Consider the following 13400-nt stretch of genomic DNA (forward strand, 5'->3'; position numbering starts at 1 on the left):
AACGTAGTTGCCAGTTGTCATGGGATGGGGGTGATCTGACGGAGGTCACAATGGTTGCAGAAGCCGAGAGTCGCCGAGTGCGGCGTCAGCGAGTGCTGAAAGGCGCGGCGATCATTAACGGGATCACCAACTCCGAAATCAGTTGCACGATCCGAAACCAGAACAGCGGCGGAGCTGAACTCAAGGTGTCTGTCGAAGCGCGGGTGCCTGAACGGTTCGTCCTTTACGTGCCAACCGATGGCGTTGCCTATCAAACTGTTCTGCGGTGGCGCAGGAACGATCGGATCGGTGTCCAATTCACTGGAACGTTGCCGAAGCCTCGTCTTCACTATGGCTGAAGTCCCGGCGTTGCGCTGCTTGGGCCGGGCCATAACCATTGCGACCTTCTATTCAGCGGCTGAAGCGGCTGACCATCATAGGCAGCTTGGACATGGGTTACCACTTGATGCTCGGTGACAAGCAGACATAGCCTACCGCGGTTTCATCTGGTCGTCATATGGGCGCATGCACCTGAAGAACTGGTCGCTGATATATCCCGACTTTGGCACTGGCCCAGCGCTCGCTCCAATCTATGACGTACTCTCAACCGTGCCTTATGTCGCCGCCGACTCCATGGCTCTGTCGCTCGGAGGGGAGCGATTGTTCAAGGCGCTGACAGCGTCGCGGTGGAAGGCGTTCGCAAAGCGCGCGAGGCTAGCCCAACCGGCTGTTCTTGACGCGGTGGCCAAAACGGTCGCGCCGGTCAACGAGCAGTGGTGGCGTCTGCCTGAGCGCGAAATGGTCCTGCTAAGGTCCTTGAGCGCATTGACGAGCACGTCCAGGTCATGACTCCCATCCTAAGTACCTGCGCCGAAAGTGGGACGCAGCTCCAACTGCGCAAACGAGGACAAAGGCGCGAAGTGGCGTGCCGAGTGCGCTCTTTGTTGGAGGGGACGTGCCGGACAGTAACCGGTGTTCCTCCCCCACATTGCTCGGTGCCGCTTAATTTGTGATTGACTTTCTATGGATGAAGAACGGGAGTTTCTCCATGGAGACCTCATTGGAGTTTCTCACAACCAGAAAGCTTGGAAGTGAGGCTCACCGACATTGGCCGGACGAGGTCAAGGCTAAGATTGTTGCGGAAAGCTTGAGGGCTGGCACGACGGTCAAGGAAGTTGCACAGCGTTACGGATTGCGAGCCAACAGCCTTTCCACCTGGCGGACGATGGCGCGGCGGGGCAAGCTGATCCTGCCAGAGCCGGAGGATGCGGTAGAGTTCGCGGCGGTGATCGTCGATCCGCCAATTTCGGAATCGTCGCCAAAGGCGGTTGGCCGCCCCGAGATCGTCCTCGGTCCGGTCACGATCCGTCTTGAGGAAGGGGCGTCGGCCGCCCGGATCGCCGCCATCGCGCGTGCCTTGGTGGCCACAGCATGATCTTTCCATCGAACCGCGTGCGGATCATGGTGGCGACCAAGCCCGTGGACTTCCGTAAAGGTCACGACGGATTGGCGGCGCTGGTAAAGAACGAGCTGCACAAGGACCCGTTTACCGGAACGGTCTTTGTGTTCCGATCTCGTAAGGCAGATCGACTGAAGCTGATCTACTGGGATGGCTCAGGTATCGTGTTGGCCTACAAGAGGCTGGAAGAGCACACGTTCACCTGGCCAGGCATCAAGGATGGCCTGATGACGCTGACCCACGCCCAGTTCGAAGCGCTGTTTGCTGGCCTCGATTGGCGGCGGGTTCATGCGGTCAAGGCGAGGACGCCGGAGACCATCGAGTAGCTGCGGCACGACGACTCAGGGCCGCAAATTCCAAAGGCAAATCGGCTTGAGATTTGGTAAGTTCTGGCCATGCTGGATGCCATCGAACTTCCCGATGATGTTGATGCCCTGAAGGCGATGCTGATCGCGGCGCAGGCACGCGAAGCGGATAAGGTTGCCCAGATTGCCCGCAAGGATGAGCGGATCGAGCGGCTGGAGAAGCTCGTCGCGGCCTTCAAGCAGGCCGCCTTCGGGCGCAAGTCCGAGAAGACTGATGCCGACCAGTTCGATCTGGCACTGGAAGACCTGGAAACCGCCATGGCGGTGATCCATGCCGAGGATGAGGCGGACGCTCCTGTCGGGAGCAGAGTCACCAAGCCACGCGCCATCAATCGCGGCTCCCTTTCAAAGCATCTTCCCCGTGTCGAAGAGGTGATCGAGCCGGAAAGCCTGCTCTGCACCTGTGGCGGGTGCCTGCATTGCATTGGCGAAGATGTCTCCGAGCGATTGGACGTGGTCCCGGCGCAGTTCCGTGTCCTCGTCACCCGTCGGCCCAAGTATGCGTGCCGTGCCTGCACCGACGGCGTCGTTCAGGCCCCAGCTCCGGCACGGCTGATCCAGGCGGGCTTACCGACCGAAGCGACCGTTGCCCATGTTCTGGTTTCCAAATATGCCGATCACCTTCCGCTCTATCGACAGGCCCAGATCATCGGCCGCCAGGGCATCGATCTCGACCGTTCCACCCTTGCCGATTGGGTCGGCCGCGCAGCGTTCGAATTGCGCCCCGTCTTCGATGCCCTGATTGCCGACGTGAAGCGCTCGACCAAGCTCTTCATGGACGAGACCCGTGCTCCGGTCCTTGATCCCGGCTCGCGCAAGACAAAGACAGGATACTTCTGGGCGCTGGCTAGAGATGACCGCCCTTGGAATGGCGGTGCTCCGCCGGGCGTCGCTTTCACCTACGCTCCCGGTCGAGGTGGCATTCATGCCGAACGGATACTGCGGGGCTTCTCCGGCATCCTGCAGGTCGACGGCTATGCCGGATACAATAGACTGATCGCATCTGACCGTGTCGATGCAGACATTCGGCTTGCCTATTGCTGGGCCCACGCACGTCGCAAGCTGGTTGAGATCACCCGCAGCGGCTCAGCACCCATTGCCGAGGACGGCGTCAAACGGATTGGGGAACTTTATCGGATTGAAGCCGAACTGCGTGGCCTTGATCCGGACACTCGCCTTGCTGGACGGCAAAAGCGGTCAACGCCGCTGATCGCCGCCATGCAGACCTGGCTCGTCCATCACCGCGCCCGTGTTGCAACGAAGTCTCCACTCGGCGAAGCTCTGGCCTACATCGCCAAATACTGGGATGGCCTGAAGCTCTTCCTGACCGATGGCCGCATCGAGATCGACAACAACAGCGTCGAGCGAACCATCCGGCCGATTGCCCTCAATCGTAAAAATGCACTATTCGCGGGCCACGATGCCGGAGCCGAGAACTGGGCGACCATCGCCTCGCTGATCGAGACATGCAAACTCAACGCCATCGATCCACTTGCCTATTTGACCACCACGCTCACTGCCATAGTCAACGGTCATAAGCAGAGTCGGATCAATGAGCTGCTGCCATGGAATTATTTCACCGCACAAAGCATTTGTAGCCGGTGACAACAGTATCTGACGCCACAAAGGCTACGGCAACTATGCACCGAATAGCGGATAGCCGCCGTAGCCCTCAACTACTTCACCCTCTTAAAGTCTCAGTATCTCACGGGGTGCGTCTCTTGCAGAGAAGCACTAGCTCGGACGCTCACCTAGCGACCAAGTTGCTCCTTCAAACTCGTAACCCTGAGGTACGCGTCCTTTGGCATTGTAGCTTTGAATCCAACCGGGATAGCGGGCGGGGGAGCGGCTCACTTCGTCAAGATGCTTCAGGTCATCGTCCGTTAATGCGATATGGAAGGCCTTGAGATTATCTGCCAACTGTTCCGGTTGTCTTATGCCAACTATGACGCTGGTGACAAATGGGCGTGCAAGCAGCCATGCCAAAGCAATTTGAGCGGCGCTTGCTTCGTGTTTCTCGGCAACACGTTTGAGAACATCAATGATGTCGAACACCTTAGTGTCATCGACCGGAGGAAACTGAATCTTGGCTCGGCGCGAAGAAGGGTCCATAGCGCCTTGGCGATCAAATTTACCAGACAATAGCCCGCCAGCAAGCGGGCTCCAGCACAGCAATCCCACATTCGAGTCGGTGATTGCGGGGACGAGTTCATCCTCGATATCGCGACCCGCCAGGGAGTAGAAGGACTGTAACGAAACGAAAGACGCGAGTTTATCCCGGTTCGATAGGTCGAGCGCCTTCATCAATTGCCAAGCGGCCAAATTTGAGCAGCCGATGTAGCGCACCTTTCCTTGGCGCACCGCATCATCCAGCGCTCTCAACGTTTCTTCTGCTGGTGTGAATGGATCAAAATTGTGTATCTGATAGAGGTCGATATGATCGGTCTGAAGCCGAGTCAGGCTCTGCTCCAGCGAATTCATCAGATGGAGCCGAGATTGGCCAACTTGATTGGGCCCTTGGCCTGCACGCCCGCTAAATTTGGTGGCGAGAACCACATCGTGACGTCGATGCTTCAATGCCTGGCCAAGTAGTGTTTCCGAGCCTCCGCCGCCATATACGTCTGCGGTGTCAACGAAGTTAACTCCTGCGTCGAGGGCTTGGCCGACGAGAGCGTCCGTCTCTGATTGTCCCAGTCTACCGATGGCGTTGCCTGCTGGGTTGTCTGCCCCACCAAACGTCATAGCGCCTAAGCAGAAGCGTGACACGAAGACACCCGTATTACCAAGTTTAGCGTAAAGCATCTTAATACTCCCATTGTTTCCATGGTAGGGTATGGCCTCCCGTAACGACCTCCGCTATAAGCTAAACCCCATATAATCTTTTCGAGCGTTCAGATTTGGACCCTTTATCTGATATTCTAAGGCTTCTGCGGATCGATAGCGTCCTGTCGTCTCGCCTGGAAACGCGGGGGCCGCACGCGATCCGTTATCCCACCTATCGGCACATGAAGTTTGGCACCGTCATCGAAGGAAGTCGGTGGGTCTGGGTCGATGAAGGAAAGCCCATTCGGCTGGAGGCCGGGGACTTTTACCTTTTGACCAATGGTAAGTCTTACTGCGTTGCGTCCGATCCCAGCCTTCAGCCTATGGATGGAGCTTCAATTTTCAATGAACACATCGGTTCAGACGGTATCGTTCGCTTTGGGAATGCTGGTGAACTCACGATAGCAGCGGCGGGAAGGTTCTCTTTTGCAGATGATCGAGTGGCAGGTTTGTTGAGCTTTCTGCCGCCGATTGTTCATATCGCGAAGGGAAGTCTTGGGAGTGAACAGCTTGAAGCGTTGCTGCCATTGTTAAGTTTCGAAAGCAACGGACACGGTGCTCCTGGGACTTTCATCGCGGCGTCCAGCCTTGCCAACCTCGTTCTGGTCCACATTATCCGTGCTTACATATCCAAGGGAGACTTTGTTCAAGGATGGCTCGCGGCCATGACAGACCCCAAGATCGCAGCGTCTCTATCGTTGATGCATGGCGATGTAAGCCGACGCTGGACTGTCGATCTTCTTGCGCAAGCGGTGGGAATGTCGCGGACGGCCTTCTCGCTGAAGTTCAAGGAACGTGTCGGGAGAGCGCCGCTCGACTATCTGACGCATTGGCGTATGATGGTGGCTGCCGCATCTTTGAAACGGGAACGTCATTCTATCGTGGATGTCGCATATTCAGTTGGCTACAGCTCTGACACAGCTTTCAGTATCGCGTTCAAAAGAACGTTCGGCATCAACCCTTCCAGCTTCCGTTTGCAAAACCTTGACTTTTAAAGAATACGTTTTGCATTGGGGCCGCTTCCGACCTATAGGACCGAATACGGAACTCTCTCGCCAGGGTGTGATTGGCACATCGGTTACGCCGGACATGGAATAGAGCCGTCATTGGGGTGTCAGGGAGGCAGTAGTTTCCCCTCTTCCTTGGCAGCCTCGATGAACGCCCTGCGGACCACGTCTGCTTTCACCTGATCGATCATGGCATCCATGCAGAGCTGCACCGCGCTGTGCCACCGAGGGCCACGCTTGGTCCATTGCAGCAGCTGCTCAGCGGCCCCCTCGACGTTGTTGCACTGGTACGTGACGCCGGGGCGGCTGGTCGTCACGGAGACCGGCGGCGAAAACCAATGAAGCGACATTCATATATAAGCGACTGCTTAATTAACGGTTCCATCACCACACTTAGGGCCATGCAGACAAAAGGAGTATCGCGCAGACAATCGCCACCGAGAGGTGAAAGTGAAGTCCGCAAAGTCATACCTTCGCTTTTCGCCACCCAGCCCACCACGCTTCCCATTCGGAGCAGAACCATCTTTCGCCTCGGGCAGGGTTGATGCGTGTCGCCGAGTAACTTCTTGACCGGGAACATGATAGATGTGCTCGCCGCGATCACTGATGTTCCCCTTGATGTCACAACCCACCTTGCGCACGGCGATGGTGGTCGATGAGGTGCCGGGATAATGGACACTTGGAAGCAGGTGCTGGGTGTCTGTCACGACGTGTGCGAGGGACGCTGCGCAAAGGAGCGCCAGAGAAATCGGAAGGCGAGCCCGATAGAACGGATTCCACCATGACGTTCGCCGCCGATGATGCCATAGCTGAAAAGGCTTCCCCATGGCCGCAGACCTAGGCTCTTGGAATACACATGCCTAGAAATGAAATCTTCAGGATAGTTTGACAGACTCGCGCTTTGCGGAACCCCGGATGGGTTCGAACGGATGATCAGGAGAAAGCGTAGGCCTATCGACCGTGTCAGATCTCATGCACCTCGATGTGCAGGATGACCCTGCCTTAACTGCCGAAGTTGACCGGCTGCTGGCACGCCGGACGCGAGATATCCGCCTTAAAGGTGAAATTAAGCGTCTGTTTCGCGCACGAGTCTGGTCGCAAACTTCGAAGATCATCCGCGCCTGGATGATCTGGGTGGCCGTATTGGATGTGCTGACGCTGGCGCTCAACATGCTGATGCTCCCACGCGCAATCGCACAGTCCATGCTCCTGCCTGGAGCTATCATCCCGCCTGTCGTCATCGCAGTAGTTCTCGCATGGCGAAAACCGCGCCCCTCCTGGCTCGAAGCGACTTCGCTGATTGTAGGTATGTTCCTGATTTTGTTGTCGGTAGCCTTGGTCGGCGTAGGCGCTGGCGGCGAGTTCTATGAACGGCAATTGAACGTCATGCTGTTCGTGGCCATTACAGCCATCATTATCTTCGGTATCCCGCTGGCCTGGACGGTCACGATTGCCGCGGAGGCGCTCGGATTGTACCTCGTGTTTCAGGTGCAGAACCCGGCCATCGAGCATGGGAGCGCCGTCGCTGGAACGCTGTTCTTCGCCAGCGGTATCTTCGCGACGGTCGCAGCACGGCGCATCATGACAATTCTCGCTCAGAAGACTTTCCTGTTTGAATTGCGCGACCGGCGCAGGGTCGCCGAATTGGCTAAAGCGAACGATCGGCTGGAATTGTTGGCGAAGACCGATCCGCTCACGGGCGTCGCCAACCGGCGCTGGATGACTGAAACGCTTGACCGCCTGTGGGGAAATGACAAACGTTGCCTCGACGGTGCCGCGATGCTGATGTGCGACATTGATCACTTCAAAAAGCTGAACGATCATCTAGGCCACGCCGAGGGCGATCGCTGTCTGGTGAAGGTCGCCAGAATTATCCAGGAAAACATCAGGCGCGATCGCGATCACTTGGCGCGCTACGGTGGCGAAGAGTTCCTCGTGCTCCTGCCCGGAGTGACAGAGGAAGAGGCTGTCTCTGTGGCTGAGCGAATTCGTATGAGCATTGAGGCCGCCGCTTTGCGTAGCCCCGGATCCCGCGTCTCGCGCAGCGTCACCCTCAGCATTGGCGTTGCAGTTCAGACTGCTGACGAGGCCATTTCATCGGAGCAGCTACAGCGTCAAGCCGACGCCGCACTCTATCTGGCCAAGCAAACGGGCCGGAACCGGGTTCTGCTCCACAGACCGGATCCGGCGGGGCGCAAACATATTCACTCGACGCGGTGATGCCTCGAGGGTCGATCGGCGCCTTGATTGAGCCTGGAGGATCTGCGTTGCCGAACAAGGAACACCGTAGCAAACATCGCAGCGTGTTCTCAAGGGCGCGAACGTCATCACCAGCATTACGAACTCGGAAACCACGTGCACGATGCGCAATCAACACGCGGCTGGAGCAGAATTGAAAGTGCCGGTTGAAACTAGGGTTCCGGCAGAATTTCTACTCTACGTCCCGGTCGACGGGATCGCTTACCGGTGCGTTATGCGCTGGCGGAAGAACGACAGGATCGACGTTCAATTTACCGGCACCGAAACCAAGCCGAAGCTTCACTATGGCTGACGGATTGGCTATATCTGGCATGGCATCTGACCGGATATTCGAAATGAACAAAGCCATCTTATGGATATGTGGGGTCGGGGTGGCGTTGATCCTTTTGTATGTCCTCCAGCACAATGGTCTGATCAGATTCTAAGTCCCCCGATGACCTGCTAAGTGACCGGCGAAGCCGCCAAGAGGCCACCCTTCAAACCGCGGCGGATAAGTTCATTGCCCTCCACAAGGGCGATGCGGTGAAGGCGCTGAAGGAGATGATGTGCTCAACGGGCAACTTCAACAGCCGCTTGACGCCCTGTCAGGAGCTATCCAGAAGCGGCTTACGTGACTTTCACGGCACGTATTTGAAGGAGAAAGCACATGCTCAAGAAACCGCGTCATATGCCGACGGGCGTCTCAATCGGCATGATCAGCGATGGTCAAGAAAAGGTAGGGTGCTGACCTTGGAAACATTGGGGGAAGACATCGAAATTGCGGTCAACCTGCAGGCGGTGGATGTCATAACCAAAGCTCTCAACGCGCTCGGTCAGGAGTTGCGCAAATAGCGCCATCAAAAGGAAGCTACGTCGATGTCTCGCCACCAGTTCGTGAAAGAGTTGGAACAAGCCGCAGATCACATTAGCGACGCCTCGCGAGCCGCAACGGCAACAGTACCGAATCCGCAACGCCTACACAGGCGACACTCCGAAGCCTCAGTTGGCCATACAGTTCGCTGCGGTGACGTTCTTGAATTGCTCCCGATCGGCGTCTGCGAAACTCAAGCGGCTGTTGGCGACGTCGTAGATCGCAAACCTTTTGCGGCCATTCAAAGCTCCGCCGATGAACATTTTTTGCATCGCTTGGAATTGCATGTTCTCGTCCTCGCTGAGACCCATTGGAGCGCCGGTTGCGTCCTTGGAACCGGCGAGCAAATAGTCTTCCACCGAGATCATCGAAAAGGTGATTGTCCCGCCATTCCGAACGACATCGACCGCAGCAATCTGTTTGCCTTGGACAATGAAATCCCCGGCGGAGGTAAGTCCGACTTCCACCTCGTTTTCGGGGTCCTCTGATCCCATGTTAGGCACCCCAAGAATGGCGGTGCCTCTCACTGAGCAAGTCATTTCCGATATGCGGGTGTCTGCGGAACTCTGGTTGGCGAAATTTTGGAGCGCCGGTGGATTTGACGACGGGTTTGCCGGTTGCGCGTCTGCCGTTCGGATAGCGTCAGCCTTTTGGTCAATAGTGTTGTCCAACTCCCTCCATTCATCGGACTCCCACACCTCGGCAGTTTCGTTCCGAATCCTGAACATCTCGGCTTTTATCTCGTGCAAAGCCGCCTCCGATGAATAATTAGGCGGCAGCATTCGAGCCCGTTCTGCCAACTTGATGAGGGCTTTCTTCCCAGCTTCCGTCTTGGCTTGCTCCTGCTCACGCCTTGACGCCTGTTTTCGCGCGTCCTCAAGGTTGCTCACAAGCGCTCGCAGAGAAACGCCATAGTTCGCAAGGCCTAAAAGATCGCCGGAGTTTACAAGCGTTGATGATTCAGGGTTGCACGCTCTTGCTACCTCCAGCAGAGCGTCAATCTGGGCAACGCCTAAATCCTCAAGTGCTTCTCCATGAAAATAGTTGCCGCCTTGGACCAGTTCGTCGCATGTGGGCTTAGCTGCGACTGCTGGCGCTTCTTCGGCATCGGCAGGGGCGATCTGGAAGACCAACCCCCAAGCCAGCCAGATCGCAAGGCGACTGATAGGAGCATTGATACCGGCTGAGCGCCATGGATGCCTGCCCTGTTTACAAGTCCGGGCGGTCACTTCGAAACCTCACCTGATGTTTTGAGCCGGGCTCCCCGCGCGCTTCGCCATGCGAAGAACGCCATGGCGGCCAGGATCAGGTCGGCGAACGCCCAAATCTTCATGTCGGTGAAGCTGCTGGCGGCGATAAACGCGAACAGGCTGCCGACGACGAATATGATGGCCGAGACGAGTGGCAGGCCGAACGCAAAAGCACCGCCAATGAAAAACAGTAAGCCCACCAACAAACCTACCGACCCGGCTCCGGCGAGGTCGTGGTTCGATGTGAGGCTTCCACCGGTCGCCACTGCACAGGACTGCAGCATCGACACCAAGCCGAGCAGAATTCCAATTATCCCGACTGCGATTTTCATTTCCCACCCCCAGAACCGATATTCGCCCCAACAGTCACCTCCAGCAGAGGTACTGCTTCCCCCGACATTTCTTTCGACGCGCCCTCGCGGCGAACAGTAGAATTGCCGAATGTGTCGGCTATATCCGATAGATTAGTGGCCTGCAAGTTGGTCGCGTCTTCCCCATGGATGGACGCAGCCGCATCGCATGGAATCTTCGACGCATTCGAACCGCGAAGCGGATAAGTCAGGAAACCCTTGCTCTCGACGCCGAGGTTGATCGGGGAACTATCAGCGAGATAGAAACCCACAAATTCAATCCAACCGTCGATTTGCTTGATCGCTTGGCTTCCGCGTTGGCAGTGGACGTGGCCGAGTTTCTGCTCATTCCGCCTGACGGCAGCGACAGCCCAAAATCTCTGAGGGCGGGTCGGAAGGCAGGCAAATGATGTCGGGAAAAGCGCGCTTCCCTGCATCAGTATTCCTCCGGCAGCATGACCGTCATGACGCGAATGGTGACGGCAGGATCGGCCGGGTCCGGTGAAACGTTGGTGAGAGACCGGTCGTAGTAGTCTATTTTCCAGAACAGCTGCCGTTCACCCACGTGCAGAAGGGCACAGTCGTGCTCGCCCCATGGGTCGTTGTCCTGGTCGAAGCCGTCGAAATTGGCGACGGCCAGCAGGATGGCAGCGATGTCAGTTGGAGGAAGGGCGGCGACACCGGCGGTCATTACCATGCGGCCGCCGACGCCGGTCTGCCGCAGTTGGTCGTTGAGGGTTCGAATGCGCGTCCTCCGATCGGCCGCACTGGCTCGATCGACGCGCTCTTGTGAGCAGGTCATGTGTGCTTCCTTGGCTGGATTGCTTGAAGGGTGACGGGCCAGGACGAGCCCAGCCCGTTGCAAGGGCGAGTTACTTCTTCGCCAGTTGGCGGGGGTGGATCAGGCCGAGTTGGTAGTAGCTGCGATCGATCGACGGGGAGTCCGGGTAATCGCGGAACTTCAGGGTGAAGATCCCCTTCGCCTTGGCCTTCATGATGCGGGCCTCAAAATAACCCTCGTCGGGGCCTTCCGACGCGAGCACGATGTCGCCGACCGCGAGCTTGCCCCACGGGTCAGGTGAACCGCCGTCGCCGCCACCATCGCCCGAACCGGCCGGTTGGCCGCCATTGCCATGGCCCGCCACGGCCTCAGGCGAGCCCGCTGAAGCGTTTTCGGCGGTTTCAGGGTCATCGGTGCCGGTCGAGGCTCGGCGCGGCTCGTCAGCGACGCCTGCTAGCGGCTCGTCAGCTACGCCTGCTAGGGCTGCAATTCGGGTATAGACCTCGCCCCTGACGAACGGCACAAACGCCTTGCCGCTGTCGAACAGCTTGCCCAGAGGCAGCCGCATGACGATGTCGGCAGCTGCTCCGGGTTCGATCCGGTGCGAGTGCATTCCCATCAGCTTCGCTGCGCCCTCGGCCGCTTCAACGTCAGCCAATAGAAATTTGGACGCATGTGGCTTGCGGGTCTCGTCCCTTCCGAAGACGATCAGCGAGGGTGTGGTTTCAGAGGCGACGTTCATGGCCTGCCTCCAAAAAAGAAGAAGGGGACCGGAAGGCCCCCTTTGATGTGCTGTGCTGGCTGCCGACACAAGGCGCCGGGTCGGTCTGTCAAAGGCATTTTCAAGCTCCTGTTAAGTACTGGCCTAGCCGCATCAACCAACGCAGCTCGCCGCAATCAAGGTATCAGGAATTTATGCCTAAGTCAACCACAGGTTGCTTTTCCGACTCGCAGAGCTGTTGGCGCTGCGCCGCGTTAGAATGGTTGGCCGCAGACGCGCTGGTGCAGTTTGGCAGTGGTTATAGGAGCTCTTTATTGATAGGTGCCGGAGTGTACCCGGCACCTGTCGCGAACGTTTTCCGAACCTACCGCGCGCTGCTCAAATGCCGTTTACGGCCGCGCTTCGTCGAAAGCGGAGCGTGAACAATCACCCGGACCGAAGCGCTATACTTTGCTTCAAACGCCGCTTCACTGGTGATGAGCATGACCTCTGTTGGCTCGCCCGACTCCTCGATAATTCTCGTGAACGTGAGGCCATTTTCGACTCCCAACGCGATAGTTGCGATCTGTACCAACTTGACCACTGGTAGGGGGCGTTTGCTGAGATCAGAAACGTGATGCACCATCCCGTAAAAGTCGAGGAGACGTCGCCCGCAACGAACCAAATCGCCGTCTTCGCAACACATGGAACGCACAAGCATAATGCTTGACTCGAACGGAGGTCTATACGGTTTTCCTGACTTAACGTCGGACATCATTCGTGCAACGTCGCTGAAGGCTGACTCGAAAATGAACACGTCTGGCTGCGACTTTAGCAGGCGGTCTAACAAGAGCCTCATGAGGCGAGATTCTGTCTCAATTAAATCTAGTCCGTTTTTTGGCAGTTCCTTTTTTATTGGAAAGGGGATTATCATCCGATGTCCTCCACATCCGTTCCGATGAAGAAGACCTCCAATGCGATTTCCGCCACATTCGGAGTTTTGATACGGTTCTGCACTATCGACATCCTCTCAGTCCCTGTTAGTGGTGGGCCAGGATGTGATTGCTGTTTCAATGAAAACCTCGCGCAGCATCCCTGACCTCACCGCTGGTGAAGTTTCGTAGTTGCCGAGCAACAGCCACCAAGCGAGCCGATAGGGGTTCGCCAATGACGTTCTCGGTATCTGTCAGGATCTACGCAAGCTGCCCGTGGCGGCTCCGTGTTTGCACCCTGCACCAGACGAGACGAACAGTCAAGTGACTAGATAACGCTCCCAAGCAAGGTACAGGTCTTGGTATGTCTAGCTTAGCCAGCCGCGCAGACAATTGGCTTTGCCTTTCGAGCCTGGAACCGAAAGCGAACTCGTTCTACGGAATTTATACATAAGTTCGTTGCGGCTCGACTTTACACCACATCGGTGTTACACAGGACGCGCCAAATGGGTCGGCTTGACCATTGATTCTGTTCGGTTTTTCCAGCGCTCTGCCTTTTCCGCCTCTGGGCACCATCCCTTCTTCGGTCCGTTCCGGACACATGGGTTACGGTTTATACCGGAGACATGGGTAACACTTTTGGCC

The 13400-nt window shown here is 57.1% G+C and carries 14 protein-coding genes and 2 pseudogenes; 10 read left to right on the forward strand and 6 right to left on the reverse strand.

Annotation, left to right across the window (positions count from 1 at the left end; all coding sequences use genetic code 11):
• Positions 1-50: 50 nt before the first annotated feature.
• The 5 genes and pseudogenes from FJW07_RS30720 to FJW07_RS30740 all read left to right on the forward strand — a co-directional run bounded on the left by FJW07_RS30720 (position 51) and on the right by FJW07_RS30740 (position 3408).
• Positions 51-338, forward strand: a complete 288-nt coding sequence (locus FJW07_RS30720; protein ID WP_140860468.1) for a PilZ domain-containing protein — start codon at positions 51-53, stop codon at positions 336-338.
• Between the two features lie 160 nt (positions 339-498).
• Positions 499-851 (forward strand): annotated as a pseudogene (locus FJW07_RS30725) (HipA domain-containing protein); the annotation flags it as partial.
• 188 nt (positions 852-1039) lie between these two features.
• Complete coding sequence (locus FJW07_RS30730) at positions 1040-1414, forward strand: transposase (RefSeq protein WP_246680921.1); 375 nt, start codon at positions 1040-1042, stop codon at positions 1412-1414.
• Complete coding sequence (gene tnpB, locus FJW07_RS30735) at positions 1411-1764, forward strand: IS66 family insertion sequence element accessory protein TnpB (RefSeq protein WP_140860472.1); 354 nt, start codon at positions 1411-1413, stop codon at positions 1762-1764. The genes FJW07_RS30730 and tnpB overlap by 4 nt, the downstream gene beginning before the upstream one ends.
• Before the next feature lie 69 nt (positions 1765-1833).
• Complete coding sequence (locus tag FJW07_RS30740; RefSeq protein WP_140860474.1) at positions 1834-3408, forward strand: IS66 family transposase; 1575 nt, start codon at positions 1834-1836, stop codon at positions 3406-3408.
• A gap of 129 nt (positions 3409-3537) precedes the next feature.
• Here the strand turns inward: FJW07_RS30740 and FJW07_RS30745 are convergent, their stop codons facing one another.
• On the reverse strand, positions 3538-4605 hold the full coding sequence (locus tag FJW07_RS30745) for an aldo/keto reductase (protein ID WP_140860476.1): 1068 nt from the start codon (positions 4603-4605) through the stop codon (positions 3538-3540).
• 95 nt (positions 4606-4700) lie between these two features.
• On the opposite strand from FJW07_RS30745, the gene FJW07_RS30750 reads away from it, so the two are divergent.
• On the forward strand, positions 4701-5621 hold the full coding sequence (locus FJW07_RS30750) for an AraC family transcriptional regulator (protein ID WP_140860478.1): 921 nt from the start codon (positions 4701-4703) through the stop codon (positions 5619-5621).
• A 119-nt stretch (positions 5622-5740) separates the two neighbouring features.
• Here FJW07_RS30750 and FJW07_RS30755 read toward each other — a convergent pair whose 3' ends face one another.
• Complete coding sequence (locus tag FJW07_RS30755) at positions 5741-5950, reverse strand: DUF982 domain-containing protein (RefSeq protein WP_246680922.1); 210 nt, start codon at positions 5948-5950, stop codon at positions 5741-5743.
• 655 nt (positions 5951-6605) lie between these two features.
• On the opposite strand from FJW07_RS30755, the gene FJW07_RS30760 reads away from it, so the two are divergent.
• From FJW07_RS30760 to FJW07_RS30770, 3 genes and pseudogenes are all read left to right on the forward strand, one after another.
• Entirely contained in the window at positions 6606-7853 is a 1248-nt protein-coding gene (locus FJW07_RS30760) for a GGDEF domain-containing protein (RefSeq protein ID WP_140860533.1), read from the forward strand.
• 47 nt (positions 7854-7900) lie between these two features.
• Positions 7901-8184 (forward strand): annotated as a pseudogene (locus FJW07_RS32220) (PilZ domain-containing protein).
• A gap of 230 nt (positions 8185-8414) precedes the next feature.
• On the forward strand, positions 8415-8723 hold the full coding sequence (locus tag FJW07_RS30770; RefSeq protein ID WP_140860486.1) for a hypothetical protein: 309 nt from the start codon (positions 8415-8417) through the stop codon (positions 8721-8723).
• Positions 8724-8870: 147 nt separating this feature from the next.
• Here FJW07_RS30770 and FJW07_RS30775 read toward each other — a convergent pair whose 3' ends face one another.
• Together FJW07_RS30775 and FJW07_RS30780 are read right to left on the reverse strand one after the other, a co-directional pair.
• The gene (locus FJW07_RS30775; RefSeq protein WP_210239933.1) at positions 8871-9875 is read right to left on the reverse strand and encodes a hypothetical protein; all 1005 of its coding nucleotides are present in this window, start codon (positions 9873-9875) and stop codon (positions 8871-8873) included.
• 92 nt (positions 9876-9967) lie between these two features.
• The gene (locus tag FJW07_RS30780; RefSeq protein WP_140860498.1) at positions 9968-10324 is read right to left on the reverse strand and encodes a hypothetical protein; all 357 of its coding nucleotides are present in this window, start codon (positions 10322-10324) and stop codon (positions 9968-9970) included.
• Between the two features lie 164 nt (positions 10325-10488).
• Here FJW07_RS30780 and FJW07_RS30785 point away from each other — a divergent pair, with 164 nt between their 5' ends.
• Positions 10489-10752: a helix-turn-helix transcriptional regulator gene (locus FJW07_RS30785; protein WP_140860505.1), complete on the forward strand. Its 264-nt coding sequence runs from the start codon at positions 10489-10491 to the stop codon at positions 10750-10752.
• A 26-nt stretch (positions 10753-10778) separates the two neighbouring features.
• Here the strand turns inward: FJW07_RS30785 and FJW07_RS30790 are convergent, their stop codons facing one another.
• Together FJW07_RS30790 and FJW07_RS30795 are read right to left on the reverse strand one after the other, a co-directional pair.
• Complete coding sequence (locus tag FJW07_RS30790) at positions 10779-11144, reverse strand: DUF3768 domain-containing protein (protein WP_140860512.1); 366 nt, start codon at positions 11142-11144, stop codon at positions 10779-10781.
• 70 nt (positions 11145-11214) lie between these two features.
• Positions 11215-11865 carry a hypothetical protein gene (locus FJW07_RS30795; RefSeq protein WP_140860518.1) on the reverse strand — a complete coding sequence of 217 codons (651 nt, stop codon included), beginning with the start codon at positions 11863-11865 and terminating at the stop codon, positions 11215-11217.
• Between the last annotated feature and the right edge of the window lie 1535 nt (positions 11866-13400).

Source organism: Mesorhizobium sp. B3-1-9 (genome assembly GCF_006439595.1).
Taxonomy (GTDB): domain Bacteria; phylum Pseudomonadota; class Alphaproteobacteria; order Rhizobiales; family Rhizobiaceae; genus Mesorhizobium.

What these genes read in the sequence shown, in the direction of transcription:
- FJW07_RS30720 (WP_140860468.1), top strand. Translation starts at nt 51, where the DNA reads ATGGTTGCAGAAGCCGAGAGTCGCCGAGTGCGGCGTCAGCGAGTGCTG.
- tnpB (WP_140860472.1), top strand. Translation starts at nt 1,411, where the DNA reads ATGATCTTTCCATCGAACCGCGTGCGGATCATGGTGGCGACCAAGCCC.
- FJW07_RS30740 (WP_140860474.1), top strand. Translation starts at nt 1,834, where the DNA reads ATGCTGGATGCCATCGAACTTCCCGATGATGTTGATGCCCTGAAGGCG.
- FJW07_RS30745 (WP_140860476.1), bottom strand. Translation starts at nt 4,605, where the DNA reads ATGCTTTACGCTAAACTTGGTAATACGGGTGTCTTCGTGTCACGCTTC.
- FJW07_RS30760 (WP_140860533.1), top strand. Translation starts at nt 6,606, where the DNA reads ATGCACCTCGATGTGCAGGATGACCCTGCCTTAACTGCCGAAGTTGAC.
- FJW07_RS30780 (WP_140860498.1), bottom strand. Translation starts at nt 10,324, where the DNA reads ATGAAAATCGCAGTCGGGATAATTGGAATTCTGCTCGGCTTGGTGTCG.
- FJW07_RS30785 (WP_140860505.1), top strand. Translation starts at nt 10,489, where the DNA reads ATGGATGGACGCAGCCGCATCGCATGGAATCTTCGACGCATTCGAACC.
- FJW07_RS30790 (WP_140860512.1), bottom strand. Translation starts at nt 11,144, where the DNA reads ATGACCTGCTCACAAGAGCGCGTCGATCGAGCCAGTGCGGCCGATCGG.
- FJW07_RS30795 (WP_140860518.1), bottom strand. Translation starts at nt 11,865, where the DNA reads ATGAACGTCGCCTCTGAAACCACACCCTCGCTGATCGTCTTCGGAAGG.